General features: G+C 71.4%; 15 protein-coding genes. 9 read left to right on the top strand and 6 right to left on the bottom strand.

Going from position 1 to position 15504, the window contains the following annotated elements; all coding sequences use genetic code 11:
* Nucleotides 1–1268 precede the first annotated feature (1268 nt).
* From B0I28_RS24025 to B0I28_RS24010, 4 genes are all read right to left on the bottom strand, one after another.
* Nucleotides 1269–1844, bottom strand: coding sequence for a hypothetical protein (locus tag B0I28_RS24025; protein WP_106366399.1), 576 nt, complete (start codon nucleotides 1842–1844; stop codon nucleotides 1269–1271).
* Nucleotides 1845–1851: 7 nt separating this feature from the next.
* A complete protein-coding gene (locus B0I28_RS24020; RefSeq protein WP_106366398.1) occupies nucleotides 1852–3066 on the bottom strand; it encodes a WXG100-like domain-containing protein in 1215 nt (404 codons plus the stop codon).
* A gap of 153 nt (nucleotides 3067–3219) precedes the next feature.
* Entirely contained in the window at nucleotides 3220–4152 is a 933-nt protein-coding gene (locus B0I28_RS24015; RefSeq protein WP_106366397.1) for an aldo/keto reductase, read from the bottom strand.
* Nucleotides 4153–4167: 15 nt separating this feature from the next.
* Nucleotides 4168–5028: an aldo/keto reductase gene (locus tag B0I28_RS24010; protein ID WP_106366396.1), complete on the bottom strand. Its 861-nt coding sequence runs from the start codon at nucleotides 5026–5028 to the stop codon at nucleotides 4168–4170.
* Between the two features lie 135 nt (nucleotides 5029–5163).
* Here B0I28_RS24010 and B0I28_RS24005 point away from each other — a divergent pair, with 135 nt between their 5' ends.
* The 5 genes from B0I28_RS24005 to B0I28_RS23985 all read left to right on the top strand — a co-directional run bounded on the left by B0I28_RS24005 (nucleotide 5164) and on the right by B0I28_RS23985 (nucleotide 10669).
* Entirely contained in the window at nucleotides 5164–6072 is a 909-nt protein-coding gene (locus tag B0I28_RS24005; protein ID WP_219926961.1) for a LysR family transcriptional regulator, read from the top strand.
* A gap of 97 nt (nucleotides 6073–6169) precedes the next feature.
* Complete coding sequence (locus B0I28_RS24000) at nucleotides 6170–6562, top strand: YciI family protein (RefSeq protein WP_106366395.1); 393 nt, start codon at nucleotides 6170–6172, stop codon at nucleotides 6560–6562.
* Nucleotides 6562–7761, top strand: coding sequence for an RNA polymerase sigma factor (locus tag B0I28_RS23995; RefSeq protein ID WP_106366394.1), 1200 nt, complete (start codon nucleotides 6562–6564; stop codon nucleotides 7759–7761). The genes B0I28_RS24000 and B0I28_RS23995 overlap by 1 nt, the downstream gene beginning before the upstream one ends.
* 193 nt (nucleotides 7762–7954) lie before the next feature.
* Nucleotides 7955–9052, top strand: coding sequence for a polysaccharide deacetylase family protein (locus B0I28_RS23990; protein WP_181245938.1), 1098 nt, complete (start codon nucleotides 7955–7957; stop codon nucleotides 9050–9052).
* A gap of 147 nt (nucleotides 9053–9199) precedes the next feature.
* Nucleotides 9200–10669 (top strand): Hsp70 family protein, encoded by a 1470-nt coding sequence (locus tag B0I28_RS23985; protein WP_106366392.1) that lies wholly within the window; start codon nucleotides 9200–9202, stop codon nucleotides 10667–10669.
* Nucleotides 10670–10697: 28 nt separating this feature from the next.
* Here the strand turns inward: B0I28_RS23985 and B0I28_RS23980 are convergent, their stop codons facing one another.
* A complete protein-coding gene (locus B0I28_RS23980; protein ID WP_181245937.1) occupies nucleotides 10698–12092 on the bottom strand; it encodes an MFS transporter in 1395 nt (464 codons plus the stop codon).
* Nucleotides 12093–12207: 115 nt separating this feature from the next.
* Here B0I28_RS23980 and B0I28_RS23975 point away from each other — a divergent pair, with 115 nt between their 5' ends.
* Nucleotides 12208–13122, top strand: coding sequence for a LysR family transcriptional regulator (locus B0I28_RS23975; protein ID WP_106366390.1), 915 nt, complete (start codon nucleotides 12208–12210; stop codon nucleotides 13120–13122).
* Here the strand turns inward: B0I28_RS23975 and B0I28_RS23970 are convergent.
* Nucleotides 13119–13547, bottom strand: a complete 429-nt coding sequence (locus B0I28_RS23970; RefSeq protein WP_106366389.1) for a MarR family winged helix-turn-helix transcriptional regulator — start codon at nucleotides 13545–13547, stop codon at nucleotides 13119–13121. The genes B0I28_RS23975 and B0I28_RS23970 overlap by 4 nt on opposite strands.
* A gap of 66 nt (nucleotides 13548–13613) precedes the next feature.
* Between B0I28_RS23970 and B0I28_RS23965 the strand changes: the two genes are divergently transcribed.
* The 3 genes from B0I28_RS23965 to B0I28_RS23955 all read left to right on the top strand — a co-directional run bounded on the left by B0I28_RS23965 (nucleotide 13614) and on the right by B0I28_RS23955 (nucleotide 15499).
* The gene (locus B0I28_RS23965) at nucleotides 13614–14192 is read left to right on the top strand and encodes a class I SAM-dependent methyltransferase (RefSeq protein WP_181245936.1); all 579 of its coding nucleotides are present in this window, start codon (nucleotides 13614–13616) and stop codon (nucleotides 14190–14192) included.
* Nucleotides 14193–14226: 34 nt separating this feature from the next.
* Nucleotides 14227–15060, top strand: coding sequence for a DUF6585 family protein (locus B0I28_RS23960; protein WP_106366387.1), 834 nt, complete (start codon nucleotides 14227–14229; stop codon nucleotides 15058–15060).
* Nucleotides 15061–15133: 73 nt separating this feature from the next.
* Nucleotides 15134–15499 carry an ADP-ribosylation/crystallin J1 gene (locus B0I28_RS23955; protein WP_106366386.1) on the top strand — a complete coding sequence of 122 codons (366 nt, stop codon included), beginning with the start codon at nucleotides 15134–15136 and terminating at the stop codon, nucleotides 15497–15499.
* Nucleotides 15500–15504: the final 5 nt, after the last annotated feature.

Raw genomic sequence — 15504 nt, 5'->3', positions numbered from 1 at the left:
TGCAAGCAGACTAAGCCAAGCCTCTGGCCGACCGGCAAACCAGACGATCTCCGAGGCAGCGCCGCCGACGCAAGGTGTCGGGCCGACGGCAGATCTCATCCCCGCAGTGCTATCGGGACCCGCAGCAGTCAACCACCCCCCACTGGGGCATGGTGATCGGGCGGGGGACCCGGGGAAGGGATCACCTCGACCCCGGGCGGTGTCCACTACGAGGCACACGACCGGAACACCAAAGCGACCGACAGGCCGACCCACACACACGCCGCACGCAGCGACCGCGCACACGCAGGGCAGTGCCGCACCCGGCCGGGCATTAGAGGACCCGGCACCGCGACACCACCCCACGAGCAGATCCCCACCGCGGCAACGGCCCACCCAACTGCACCACCCCGACACGGGCGCGAGCCTGTCCGGGCGGGCGCATCATCCCGGCGGGCCTCCAAGGCCCCTATCGGGACGGACCACCCACCGGCCGGCGCGACCACACGCCCGCCACGGGAGCACGACCCCCGACCGGCATCGAGCATGCCCGAGGGAAGCCACACCCGCCAAGCACCCGCATGGCGGGACCGGGAACCGGGGAACGCACCCCCGAGATCCGACACCGGGACCGGGGAACCAACCCCGGACCCGAACCGATCCCGACACCGGGACCAGGACCGGAACCCGGGGGTGAGGAACCGGACAGCGAGAGAGACGAAGGGAGGGAACAAACAAGGCCCGCACCGCCGAGGACCGACACACACCAGCACCGAGGCTCGGCGCCCGCAGACCGCAGACAGGGGCCGGAGACCAGGAGGCTTGGAGCCCTAGAGGCCACAGGGGCCGACGAGACCGCACCCGCAAGGGAGGTGACACACCATGCCCGCCACGACCACACCACACCCGCACCTATTCCCGCTGTCGGTGCCGCGGCCCCGCGAGCAGGCCGCCACCACCAGCACCCGAACCCGCCCCAGCCCGGCGACGCACCCCAAACAATCCCGTCCGCCGCCGTCGCTGACCGCCCGAACCCCAACCCCATCACCGCCCCAGCCCGGCGAGGCACGCCGAGCCGATCCCATCTGCCACCGTCGCTGACCGCATGAACCTCGACCCGATCACCGCCACAGCCCGGCAACACCACCTGAGTCACATCGCTGCGGCCATGCGTCCCCGACTCACTCTGGCTCCGCTCCGGCCGCTGCCACCCGGCAACATGCGCCGTGTCGGAGCCCGCCTTGCCGTCGCTGAGCGGCAACGGGAGAACGACGGCCGGTGATCTCGTCTTAGCGGTTGTGGACGTCGAGCCCGGAGCCGTCGCGGAAGCGGATGCGCAGGTAGACGTCGCCGCCTCGCGTCACCCTGTCTTCGAACACGAACCGGGCCGCGGGCACTTCGAGCACCTTGTCGAGCAGCACGAGCGTGTCGCCGTCGCGCCGCAAGCCCTTGGCCTGCTTGCCGTCCGAGGCCGAGGTGATCCGGTCCGCGGCGAACCCGAAGCGCCGGTCGGTGAGGATCCAGATGCCGCTGCGGTGCGGGCCGGTCTTCAGCAGGCGCGCGGCTTCGCAGTCCCGGCCTTCGCCGAACGCGACCAGGCCCGGGGGCCGGCCCTCGAAGCGCCGGATCTCGTTCCAGTACGGCACGCCGCCGGTGACGATCCCGACCGGGCTGACGAGCTTGACCGCCGCCCAGCCGACCGCGGTCGCGGCGCGGTAGGCGGCGGACGGGTGGCCTCGGATCTCCGACTTGTAGTTCCCGCGCCCGGTCGCCGCGTACGACCGCAGCTGCTCGCCGTCCTGGAGCCATTGGCCCGCAACGAGACTGCGGGCGTCTTCCAGCAGGTCGTACTCGCGGCCGGTCATGTCGGCGTCAGCGCCCGGCGAGGAGCTTGTTGAGCGCGGCCGCCTGCTCCTCGTCGCACGCGGCGTGGTCGTCGCGGCAGGCCCCGATCCGCATCGCCTGGCCGTCGAAGGCCGCCACGATCTCGCCGATCGCCTCGCTGAGCCCTTCGGCCGTCGAGGAGTAGTGGCCCTCCAGTCCGACCCACCCCGGGACGCCCCACGAGGTCTCCTCGGCCATGGTCTCGGACGCCTGCGACTGGATCGGCGACGCCTGGCCCTTGAGGCCCTCCAACGCGCCCTTCAACGCGTCGAGTTCGTCCAGGTCCACGCGGATCGCGCCGCCGCCTCCGCCCCCGCCGGAGCCGCCCGAGGACGTCGCCGACGAGAACATGTCCATGGCCGCCTGCGGCGCGTTCCCCGCGAGGCTCGCCCCGGCGCCGATGCCCGCCTTGATGAGCACGCCCTTCCACAGGGCGTAGTTCAGGCCGTCGCGCACGCCGAAGATCTGCCCTGACGTGACGTGGAAGGCGCCCTTGCGGTTGAGGCCCTGGTCGACCAGGACCCGGAGGATCTTCCCGAAGATCCCGGTGGCCTTCTGGATCTTGCTCATCACGCGCAGGAACATCGAGGTCGCCTTGTAGAACGCGGAGAGCACGAACGCCGCGACGCTCGCGCCGAACGACCACGGCCCCGTCGCGAGCGCGATGAGCCCGCGGGTGATCAGCCACGCGACCAGCTCGGCGAGGATCGACTCGATGAGCGCCTTGATCGCCTCGGCGAGCATCCGGCACCAGCTCGCGATCTGCTGCACGTTCGACGCCTCGTGGCCCGCGGCCGCGATCGTGGCGGCGAGGGCGTCGAGCTGCTCGCGCGCGGCGGTGGCGTCGGCGCCCTGCCACTGCGTCATGTTCGCGCCGACCGCCGCGCCCGTCTCGGTGGACAGGGAGTTGAGCGACTCGGCGACCTTGCCCCAGGCGTCCTCGACGCGCTGCATGTCGCCGGGCGAGCCGGAGACGTACTCGATCGCGTCGTTGAACGGCTCCACCAGCTCCAGGACGATGCTGAGTCCCGCGGACGCCAGCGCGAACACCGGGTCCTTCATCGCGCCGAGGACCTCCATGCCGAGCCCGGTGATCTCCCCGGGGATGGCCGCGGCCGACGTGAGCCGGTCGTCCCCGGCGATGGTGCCCCAGATGTTCTGGGCGAGGCTCGATCCGGTGCTGACTACGGGGATGTTCGACACGTGTGCAACTCCACGGCTTGGGGGGTTTCGAGTGGGTCGAGCATACTGTCCCGCCGCGACGCCCGGCCGCCGCGGACAGCGGCGGGGGCCCGGACGTCCGCCCGGGCCCCCGCCGCCCCCTCTGAGAATCGAGTCTCGTTGCGATGCAGTCGCTTACGGCACCGTGTATCCGGCGGCCCTGACCAGCTCGTACCACTCGGGGCGCGTCAGCGGCACCTCCGAGCCCTGCGCGGAGCCGGTGATCCGCTCGATGTTGGTGGTGCCGATGACGACCTGCATGTTCGCCGGGTGGCGGGTGATCCATGCGACGGCGATCGCGATCGGCGGCACGTCGTACTTCTTCGCGAGCCGGTCGACGACGGCGTTCAGCTCGGGGTACCGCTCGGAGCCGAGGAACGGCCCGTCGAAGAACCCGGCCTGGAACGGCGACCACGCCTGGACGGTGATGTCGTGGAGGCGGCAGTAGTCGACGATGCCGTCGTCGCGGCTGATCGACTGGTCGAGGCCCTGCATGTTCGCGGCGATGCCCTGCGCGATGAGCGGCGCGTGCGTGATCGACAGCTGCACCTGGTTCGCGACGAGCGGCTGGTTCACATACTTGCGCAGCAGGTCCATCTGGCGCGCGGTGTGGTTCGAGACGCCGAACGCCCGCACCTTGCCCGCGGCGGCGAGGTCGTCGAACGCGCGGGCGACCTCCTCGGGCTCGACGAGCGCGTCGGGCCGGTGCAGCAGGAGGATGTCGATGTAGTCGGTGTCGAGCGCCGCGAGCGACTCGTCCACGGACTCGGTGATGTGCTCGTACGAGAAGTCGAAGTACGGGCCGGGGTGCATGATCCCGGTCTTGGTCTGGATGACCAGGCGCTCGCGCTCCGAGGGCGTGAGCTTCATGGCCTCGGCGAAGCGGCGCTCGCAGCCGTGGCGGCCGCTGCCGTACAGGTCCGCGTGGTCCACGAACGTGATCCCGGCGTCGACGGCGGCGCCGACGATGGCGCGCACCTCCTCGTCGGTCTTCTCCTGGATGCGCATGAGCCCGAGCACCACGTTCGGAGCGGTGATGTCGGTGCCGGGCATGGTGAAGGTCTTCATCTGGTTCCTCGTTCGTCAGGCGGCGGACAGGCGGGCGACCTGCTCCGGGGTCAGTTCGAGTCCGGCCGCGCCGGCCGAGTCGCGGATGCTCTCGGGGCGCGAGGCGCCCGGGATCGGGATGACGACCGGCGCGAGCGCGAGCTGCCACGCCAGGGTCACCTGGTAGACGGAGACGCCGAGTTCGGCGGCGACCTCGTTGAAGGCGGCGTGGCGCGATCCGAGTTCGGGCGCGCTCTTGATGCCGCCCAAGGGGCTCCACGGCAGGAACGCGACGCCGAGCTTCGCGCAGTGGTCGAGTTCGGCCTCGCTGGAGCGGAACCGCGGCGAGAACTGGTTCTGCACCGACGCGAGCCGCCCGCCGAGGATCGCGTTCGCCTCGTCGATCTGCGCGACGGACGCGTTCGAGATGCCCGCCTGCTGGATGACGCCCTCGTCGAGGAGGTCGCGGATCGCGCCGACCGAGTCGGCGTACGGGACCTTCGGGTCGGGGCGGTGGAACTGGTAGAGGCCGATCGCTTCGACGCCGAGGCGCTTCGCGGAGGCCTTGACGGCCTCCTTGAGGTACTCGGGGCGCCCGTCCTGGGTCCACGAGCCGTCGCCGGGGCGCAGGTGGCCGCCCTTGGTGGCGACCAGGACGCCGTCGGCGCCCGGGCCGTACGACTTCAGGGCCTTCGCGATCAGGGTCTCGTTGTGGCCGACCTCGTTCGCGTCGCGGTGGTAGGCGTCGGCGGTGTCGATGAGCGTCACGCCCGCGTCGAGCGCGGCGTGGATCGTGGCGACCGACCGCTCTTCGCCCGGGCGGCCCTCGATGGACATCGGCATGCCGCCGAGCCCGATCGCCGATACCTGCCGGTTGCCGATGGTGCGCTGCTGCATGGTGCACTCCCTGCTGATTGGCGGCGCGCCCCCCGCGCCCGCCGGCCGACGGATGACCAGGCCGATGCTAGGTATTCTCGATCTAGAAATCCAACAACTGGCGTTTCTGGTATTGAGAACCCGAGGGAATGATTCATGGACCTGCGACAGATGGAGTACCTGGTCGCGCTCGCCGATGAGAGGCAATTCACACGGGCGGCCGAGCTCATGGGCATCTCCCAGTCCGGCCTGTCCGCGGCGATCCGCAGCCTGGAGGACGAGCTCGGCACCGCCCTGTTCATCCGCACCACCCGCCGCGTCGAGCCCACCGAGGCGGGCTTCGCGCTGCTGCCGTACGCGCGCATGATGCTGGAGCAGGCCGCGGGCGCCCGCGACGCCGTCGTCAAGGCCAGCCGCGCCGTCTCCGGGTCCCTGTCGATCGGCGCGGAGCAGTGCCTCGGCCTCATCGAGGTGAGCCCCCTGCTCGACCGCTTCCACCGCCGCCATCCGCAGGTCGAGACCATGTTCACCCAGTGCGGCTCCCACGACCTCATCGGCATGGTCCGCGCCGGGGAGCTCGACGTCGCGTTCGTCGCCACCGACCGGCGCCTCTCGGGCCTGCCGCACCGCGAGATCGGCCGTGAGCCCCTCGTCGTCGTCACCCCGCCCGACCACCACCTCGCGGCCCGCGCCTCCGTCCCCTGGGCTGCCCTCGACGACCAGGACTTCGTCGACTTCGGCGCCGCCTGGGGCGTGCGCACCCTCAACGAGTCGGCGTTCGCCGCCCGCGGCCTGCGCCGCCGCGTGCGCTGCACCGTCAACGACGTCCACACCCTCCTCGACCTGGTCTGCCGCGGCCTCGGCATCGCCGTCGTCCCGCGCCACGTCGCCGCGAAGCCCCAGGCGAGCGCCCTGCGCGTCCTCCCGCTCGCCGACGATGACGTCCCGCAGTGGACCGTCTCGGTCGTCTCCACCGCGTGGGACCAGGCCGACTCGCCCGCCGCCCACCTCCTCGAACTCCTCGAAGAAGGCCAGGTCCCCGACACCGTCCCGGCCGCCGCATAAAAAATCCGAACTTCCTCCGCCGGGGATGTCGAAAACCGCCGACCGGCCCCGTCGTCCCGGTGAAAGGTAAGACCCGACCGGCCACCAGGAGGCAGCCATGAAGTACGTCATCCTCATCCACTCGAACCCGCAGCCGTGGGGCCACCCCACCAGCGACTACCTCGCCGAGCACCAGGCGCTCCCCGCCGAGCAGCGCGAGCGCCTGAACGCCGAGTTCGAGCGGCTCCTCACCGAGATGAGCGCCAACGGCGAGCTCGTCGCCGCCGAAGCGCTCGCCGACCCGTCGACGTCCGAGCTCTACCGCTGGAGCGGCGGCGAACCGCTCGCCACGGACGGCCCGTACTCCGAGACCAAGGAGCACCTTGCCGGGTTCTTCCTCATTGACGTGTCCGGACCCGAACGCGCCCAGGAGATCGCGCTCGCGTTCTCCGGCCCCGGCGAGACCGTCGAGCTGCGGCCCGCGATGTGGCCCGGCGGCGAGGAGCACTGATGGACTCCGGTGTCGAGGACGTGTGGAGGCGCGAGTCGCCGCACGTCCTCGGCGCGCTCGTGCGCCGCTACGGGCACTTCGACGCCTGCGAGGACGCCGTCCAGGAAGCCCTCCTCTCCGCCGCACTGCACTGGCCCCGCGAGGGGCTGCCCGCCAACCCTCGCGGCTGGCTGATCCGCGCCGCCTCCCGCCGCCTGGTCGACGCCCTCCGCTCCGACCGCGCCAGGACTGCCCGCGAGGACACCGCGAACCGCCTCGAACCGAGTGAACCACCACCCACCGACAGTGACGACTCCCTGCACGTGCTCCTGCTGTGCTGCCACCCGTCGCTGACCCCCGCTTCCCAAGTGGCCCTGACCCTCCGGGCCGTCGGCGGCCTCACCACCGAGCAGATCGCCGCCGCGTTCCTGGTCCCGCCCGCCACCATGGGGCAGCGCATCAGCCGCGCCAAGGCCAAGCTCGCCGCCGCGGGCGCCCGCCTCGGCGACGTCACCCGCGCCGACTTGCCCGCCCGCGTCGAGTCCGCCCGGCAGGTCCTCTACCTCGTGTTCAACGAGGGCTACACGGCTTCCGGCGGGATCGATCTCATCGACGTCTCCCTCACCGCCGAGGCGATCCGCCTCGCCCGCGAACTGCGGCAGCGGCTCCCGAGCGACACCGAGACCGCCGGGCTCCTCGCGCTCATGCTCCTCACCGAGGCCCGCGCGCCCGCCCGCACCGACGCCGCCGGCGACCTCGTGCCGCTCGCCGACCAGGACCGGTCCCGCTGGGACGCGAGCCTCATCGCCGAAGGCGTGTCGCTGCTGGAGCAGGCGCTCCCGGCCGGCCCGGTCGGCCCGTTCCAGCTCCAGGCCGCCATCGCCGCCGTCCACGACGAGGCCGCGGCCTACGCCGACACCGACTGGCCGCAGATCGCCGAGCTGTACCGGATGCTCGACGCCCTCGCGCCGAGTCCGGTCGTGACCATGAACCGCGCCGTCGCCGTCGCCATGACCGACGGCCCCGACGCCGCCCTCGCCATGCTCGACCCGCTCCTCGCCGAGCCTGGTCTCGACCAGCGCCACCGGCTCCACGCCGTCCACGCCCACCTCCTCGACCTGGCCGGGCGCCGAACCGAAGCGCGCCAGGCGTTCCGCGAAGCCGCCCGCCTCGCCACCAGCACCCCCGAGCAGCGCTACCTCCTCCGCAAGGCCGGATGACCGCTTGGCGCACGTTCGGCGCACCGAACGCGCCGTCCGGCGCAGCGGGCTTGCCGCCGCACCACCATAAATCGATAATTCTCAATGTCAAGTTCCATCGCCATCGCTCCACCGTCCCCCTCATGACGACCACGGCCCTCACCCCGGGAACCGTCGACGCCGACTGATGCGCCCGTACTCCCAAGGAGGGCACATGCACGGCATCAGCCGCCGCATCAGACCGCTCATCGCCACCCTGTCCGCACTCGCGTTCGCCGCCGCGACCGCCGTCGCGATCCTCATCGCCAGTCCCGCGCAGGCCCAGACCTGCAACGGCTACGTCGGCCTCACCTTCGACGACGGCCCCAACCCGGGCACCACCAGCAGCCTCCTCAACGCGCTCACCTCCAACGGCCTGCGCGCCACCATGTTCAACACCGGCCAGCGCGCCGCGAGCAACCCCGGCCTCGTCGCGGCCCAGGTCAGCGCGGGCATGTGGGTCGGCAACCACTCCTACACGCACCCGCACATGACGGGCATGTCCGCCTCCCAGATGGCCCAGGAGATCTCCAGCACGCAAGCGGCGATCCAGCAGGGCGGCGGCGGCACCCCCGTCCTGTTCCGCCCGCCCTACGGCGAGACCAACGCGACCCTCAAGTCCGTCGAGGCCCAGTACGGTCTGACCGAGGTCCTGTGGAGCGTCGACTCCCAGGACTGGAACGGCGCCAGCACGGCCGCGATCGTCAACGCCGCGAACAACCTCCAGAACGGCGGCGTCATCCTCATGCACGACGCCTACCAGAACACCATCAACGCCATCCCGCAGATCGCGTCCAACCTGCGCGCCCGCGGCCTGTGCGCGGGGATGATCTCCCCGTCGACCGGCCGCGCCGTCGCCCCCACCGGATCCGGCGGCGGTGGCGGCGGGGGAGGGGGCACGGGCACCGACCTGCTCCGCTCCACCTCCGCGGGCAAGTGCATCGACGTGCCGAACGGCAGCACCGCGAACGGCACCCGCGTCCAGCTCTACTCGTGCTACGAGGGCGCCAACCAGCAGTTCACCGTGACCGCCGCGCAGGAGCTGCGCGTCCTCGGCAAGTGCCTGGAGCCCTCCGGGACCGGGAACGGCTCGCTCGCGCAGATCAACACGTGTTCCGGTGCGGCGAATCAGAAGTGGACGTTCGGCTCCGACTCCACGATCCGCAACGTCGGCACGGGCCTGTGCCTCGACGTGTACAGCTCCTCGGACGGCGCCGCCGTCCAGCTCTACTCGTGCTGGACCGGCGCCAACCAGAAATGGACCCGCGTGTAAATACCGAAGCCGGTCCCGCGGCTCGGCCGCGGGACCGGCGTTCCCGAGCGAATACCGGACGGTAACCACTGGGCCTCCGCAGTGGAAGCGGTGCCAGGTGTGCGAGACCCATTGAACTCCAATGCATCGAGGTCATAGACTCCGCAGATGCCTCTCACCCCTAGAGCGGCGGCCGTCGGGGTCGACCTCGGGTCGTCGACGACAACTGTCTCCATTAGACGAATATCCGAGCCGGGGACGCGCGACGTGCGCCACTCGCCCACCCGGGCCGAGGCCACCTGGTCGGCGCCGGGCGACGAATCGGCGCTCGTGGGCCTCGCCGTCCCCGCCACCTGGAGCGCGACCCGGCGGCGCGCCCACGCCGAGGCCGCCGCCGAAGTCGGCTTCACCCCCTCGTTCCTGGTCTCCGAACCCGAGGCCGCCGCCCGCCACTACGCCGAAGTCCAAGGGAGCGGGCTCGACCCGGCCGCCCAGCTCCTCGTCTACAGCCTCGGCGACGCGACCTGCCACATCGCGCTCGTGCGCCGCGACGGCGACCGCTACACCGTGGCCGCCGCGAAGAGCGCCGACGGCGTCGGCGGCCGGGCCTTTGACCGGCTCCTGCTCGACCACCTCGCGTCCCGGCTGCGGTACAGCGACCCCAAGTACTGGTCGCGGCTCCAGATCCCCGGCGAGACCGCGTTCCGCGACGAGGTCCTCGACGAGGTGCGGACCGCCCGCGAGCACCTGTCGGCCCATCCGTCCGCGACCGTGGTGCTGCCGGGCCTCGGGCGCGACCTGCGCCTGACCCACGAGGACGCCGACCGGTGCCTCGCGCCGGTCCTGCTGCGCACCATCGGCATCGCCGAAGACGTGCTGTGCGACGCCGGCGCGGTGGCCGACGAGGTCGCCGCGGCGCTCCTGGTCGGCGGCGGCAGCCGCACCCCGCTCGTCGCCTCCGTCCTCGGCCACCACCTCGGGATCGAACCGGTCGTGCCCGACCTGCCCGAGCTCGCCGTGGCCGAGGGCGCGGCGCTCGCGGGGCTCGCCCGCATCAGCATCGCGGCCGAAGCGGCGGACCCGGCGCCTTCTTGGCACGGGCGGCTGCGCACGAGCTCCGACGTGCTCGCGACGATGCTCGTCGTCCTCTTCGCGATGGCGGCCTTCGCCGGTGTGGCCCTGCTCAACCGCTCCGGCGTGGACGCCGACGACATCGACGCCGACAGCCCGAACCTCTCGGTCCCAAACGAGACCGGCACGGCGGAGCCCGCCGCCCCGTCGCCGCCCGAAGGCGAGTCCGCGCCCGTCGAACCGTCCGAAGAGGACGACACCGTCGCGGCGCCGTCCGAACCGCCGCCCACGTCCCAGGACCCCACCACGTTCCCTCCCTCGGCCTCGCCCGTCGCCGAGGCGGACGCGGCGCTCCCGGACGCGGTGGGCCGGACCCTCGCCGAGGCGCTGGCCCTCCTCGCCGACGCCGGGTTCACCGACGTCAGCGCCGAGGGCCAGCGCGTCACCGGCAACACGGACTATGCGAACTGCGAGGTCACCGCGCAGAGCCCGGAGCCCGGCAGCACACAGCCGCTCGACGCCCCGGTCGTGCTCTCATACGCGTACCGCGGCAGCGACCACTGCTGAGACCACCGCTGAAGGGCGCCAAGCCCTCCTACACCGCGACGGGTTCCGGCTCGGGCGCGCTCTCGCGGGTGCGCCCGAGGTTGAACACCCCCACGGCCACGGCGACGACGGCCGCCGCGAGCGGCACGAGCAGCGCCGCGCGGTACCCGTCGAGGAGCGCCCCGGGCGCATTCGAGGCGGTGGCGGCGACGTTCACCGCGGCCACGCCCGCGAGCCCGAGGGCCGCCCCGAACTGGAACGACGTGTACAGCAGGCCGCCCGCGAGCCCCTGCTCGTCCTCGGCGATCCCGTTGGTGGCGATGATCGTCATGGGGCCGTAGGCGAGGGTGAACGCCAGGCCCACGAACACCAGGCTCGGCAGCAGCTCCCAGTACGTCGAGTCGTGCCCGGCCGTGAGGAACAGCGCGAACGCGACCGCGGCCGACGCGAGCCCGGCCAGCAGCACCGGGGCGTTCCCGAAGCGGCGCACCAGCTTCGGCGTCAGGGTCGGCGCCAGCGCCACGTCGATGCCCATGACGAGCATCGCGAGGCTCGCCTCGATCGTCGTCCAGCCGCGCAGCTCCTGGAGGTACAGCACCGCGAGGAACTGGAACCCGAAGAACCCGGCCATGAACAGCATCCCGATGACGTTGGCGCGCAGCAGGGAACCGGACTTGAAGATCCCGAGTCGCACGAGCGGCGCGGCGTGGCGGCGCTCGACCGCGACGAACGCGGCGATCAGCACTGCGCTCAGCGCGATCGTTCCGGCCGTCCAGCCGAGGCCGACGTGCGTGGCGCGCTCGACCCCGAGTACGAGCACCACGACCGCCGCGGTGACGGTGAGCCCGCCGAGCACGTCGAACCGCTGCCCGTCCCGCTCCGGCGGGGCCTGCTTCGGGATGAGGAGCATCGCGGCGAGGAGCAGCACCAGCGAGAGGCCCACGGGCATGAAGAACACCCACCGCCAGTCGAGCGCGGTGAGCAGCCCGCCGATGACCATCCCGAGCGTGAAGCCCCCGGCGCCGATGGCGCCGTAGATCATCAGGGCCCGGTCGCGCTTGGGGCCCTCCTCGAACCCGGTGGTGATGATCGACAGCCCGGCGGGCGTCATGAACGCGGCGGCGAGGCCGGTGACGAACCGGGCGGCCACGAGCACGGCCCCGTTCTCGGCGAGCCCGCCGAGGCCGGAGAACAGCAGGAACACCAGCAGCGCGGCCAGGAACACGCGGCGGCGCCCGAGGATGTCGGCGGCCCGGCCGCCCAGCAGCATGAAGCCGCCGTAGCCGAGCACGTAGGCGCTCACGACCCACTGGAGCGACCCGGTGGACAGCCCCAGGTCGTCGCGGATCGAGGGCAGGGCGATGTTGAGCATGGCGATGTCGATGCCCTCCAGGAAGATCGCTCCTGAGAGGACGAGCAGCACACCCCATTCACGGGCTTTCACGGGTTTCTCCTCTTGACGGGTTTCCAATGCCCGCCAATCGTCGGCCCGCGCAGGGCCGGGAACAACGGCGAAGATCGCAACGTTCATTCAGTCAGGCTTACCGATGGAGGACCCCGTGGAACGCGACGAACTCGAATGCTTCCTGATCCTGGCCGAGGAGCTGCACTTCGGGCGCACCGCCGCCCGCATGCGCCTCTCCCGCGCCCGCGTCTCCCAGCTCGTCCAGCGCCTCGAACGCCGCCTCGGCGCGCCCCTGTTCGAGCGCACCAGCCGCTCCGTGGTCCTCACCGACCTCGGCGCGCGCTTCCGCGACGACGTCGAGCCGCACCACCGCGCCATCGAACAGGCCCTCGCCCGCGCCGCGGCCGCCGCGAGCGGCTTCGGCGGGACCCTGCGGGTCGGCTTCTCCGCGTCCCTCACCGGCGAGATCGCCCTGAACGCCGTCGACGCCCTCCGCGCCGCCCACCCCGAACTCGCCGTCGAGATCTGCGAGATGTCCTACACCGACCCGTTCTCGCAGCTGCGCGACCGCTACTACGACGTCCTCCTCATGGAACTCCCGGTGCGGGAAGACGACCTCGGCAAGGGCCCGACCCTGCTCACCGAGGGCCGCATGCTCGCCGTGGCCGCGGACCACCCGCTCGCCGCGCGCCCATGGCTGACCATGGACGACCTCGCCGCGGTCGACCTGATCGCCACCGACGGCGACCTCCCCGACTACCGCCGCGCCCTCCAATCCCCGCCGCGGACCCCTTCAGGCCTGCCGATCCCGCAGGGGCCCATCGTCATCAGCCTCCCGGAGGCCCTCGTCTTCGTCGCCGCGAGCAAGGGCGCCCTCCTCGTCGGCGCCCACACCGCGGTCTACCAGTCCCGGCCCGGCATCGCCTACGTCCCCGTCGTCGACGCCGAACCCGTCCGCTACGGCCTGGTCTGGCGCGCCGAGGAGCGCACCGCCGCGATCGACGCCTTCGCCGCCCGCGTCACCGCCGCGATCCCGGCCGCCGACCGCCTCCTCACCCCGGCCGCCTAGGCCTTCATGACCCTCAGCAGCGCGGGCAGCCCCTTGGCGAGCCCGTCCCGCTCTTCTTCGCTCATCGCCGACGCCCACGCCTCGTACCGGGCGTGCAGCACCTCGGCGGCCTTCCGGTGCAGCTTCCTCCCGGCCGCGGTGATCTCCAACCGGTAGAGCCGCCGGTTCCCGGGGTCGCGCTCGCGGACGACGAGCCCGTCGGCCTCCAGGTCTGCGACCAGCCGGCTCACACTGCTCTTCTCCAACCCGAGCCGCTCGGCCAGCTCCCGCTGCGACATGCCCGCGTGGAAGTCCAGCTCATGGATCGCGAACAACTGCGACATCGACATCGCCCGCCCGGGGACGACGTCCGCCATCAGGGCGAACTCCGCGGTGCGCACGACGTCCATCAGGAGATGGTGCAGGTGCTCGGCGTCATGGCTCATAGTTGCATCCTACAACCAATGGCGCTACCCTCAAAGTTGTAGGGCACAACTATGAAGGAGCCTGCAATGCACGACCACCCGCACAATCACTCCCACGGCGGAGCGATCGAAGGCCGCCACAGCCGCGTTTACAACCGGCTCGCCCGTCTCCTCATGAGGCCCCAGTACCGCCGCATCGCCGCCGACATCGCGTCCTCCGCCCCGCACGGCGCCGCCGTCCTCGACATCGGCACCGGCCCCGGCCTCCTCCTCCGCTCCCTCGCCGCCACCCGCCCCGACCTCCGCCTCACCGGCATCGACATCGCCCAGGACATGATCGACCACGCGTCCAGCAACCTGGCCGACCTGCGCGTCGACCTCCGCGCGGCCGACGTCGCGAGCCTCCCCTTCGAAGACGACACCTTCGACCTCGTCGTCACGACCTACAGCTCCCACCACTGGGGAGACCCCGCCACCGCAGCCTCCGAAATCCGCCGAGTCCTCCGCCCCGAAGGCCGCCTCCTGAACTACGACTTCGAAAGAGCCCCCTTCACAACCCTGGAAACCGCCCTCGCGCAGACCTCCCGCACGAATTTCCGCGCCCCGTGGTCCCTGGTCATGAAGACGATCCGCTTCGAAGCCCGCCCACCGATGACCGAACAATGACGGCGCGATGCCGGGCGCACATACCGTCCCGGGCATGAACCTGAACCCGCTGTCGCCCGAACTCCACCAGCTCGCCGAGCAGACCGGCCTCGGCGTCCACCGCGCCGAGTACCGACCCCGCCCGGCCCCGTTCGCCGTCCCTCTCGCAGTCGCGCTCACGATCTATGCGCTGGTCATCGCCTGCCTCGCCGGAAGCAACATGCTGGAGAACAGCTTCGGCGTCATCATGCTGGTCGTCTTCACGGTGTTCATCGGCCTGGGGGTCCTCAACCTCCTCCACATGAAGCGCAAGTCAGGCGCCTCCGACGAGCTCCACCTCTTCGACCACGGCCTCATCGTCAAGGGCCCCAAGACCCTCGTCTCCCTCCACCACTGGGACGACGCCACCGTCTACCAGCGTCTCTTCCACTACCCCCAGACCGGCCTGACGACCTACAACTACCTCCTCGTCGCCCCCGACGGCGCCGCCATCAGCATCGGCGACCCCAAGGGCGCCACCACCTCCGCCGTCACCAACCTCCCGAACCTCGACCACTTCACCCTCGGCGCCAGCTTCGACCGCCCCGACCAGTGGGGCCCCGCCATCCAAGAAGCCGTCACCCGCACCCAGATCCCCGCAGTCCTCGCCCGCATCGCCGACAACGAGACCGTCGCCTTCGGCCCCCTCACCCTCAACCGCGACACCCTCACCGTCGACGGCACCGCCATCCCCCTCACCGGCCTCCAAGAAGCCGCCGTCAAGGACGGCACCGCCGTCTTCAAGTCCTACAACCGCTTCTTCAAGACCCGCGAACCCGTCTACGCCATCCCCAACTTCTTCGTCTTCAAAGCGGCCCTCCAAACCCAGACCGGCCGCTCCTGGTCCTAGCCGAAACCAGATGCACCGGAGCCGCCCGGTATGCCAGAGTCGCAGGAACCCTCCTCAGAAACGGAACCGAGCGATGAACGAGACCCTGACCCTCTGGCGCCCATGCGGTCCCGCCGAACTCGAACTCGTCCGCGCCTCCGGATGGACCGCCTGGCCGCCGCGCCTGCCCGACCAGCCGATCTTCTACCCGGTCCTCAACGAGGAGTACGCGACGAAGATCGCCCGCGACTGGAACGCGCCGCGCGCCGGCGTCGGCTACGTGACCCGCTTCAACCTCGACGGCGCCTTCGCCCAGCGCTACCCGGTCCAGCAGGCCGGCGGCCGGACCATCCTCGAACTCTGGGTTCCCGCCGAAGAACTCGACGAATTCAACGACCACATCATCGGCCCGATCGAAGTCGTCGCCGAATACCGCCGAGTTGCAGACGCGACCGGCTGAGCCGC

The sequence above is a fragment of the Glycomyces artemisiae genome, from assembly GCF_003002955.1.
Taxonomy (GTDB): domain Bacteria; phylum Actinomycetota; class Actinomycetes; order Mycobacteriales; family Micromonosporaceae; genus Glycomyces; species Glycomyces artemisiae.
This window is presented reverse-complemented; position numbering and strand designations above follow the sequence as displayed.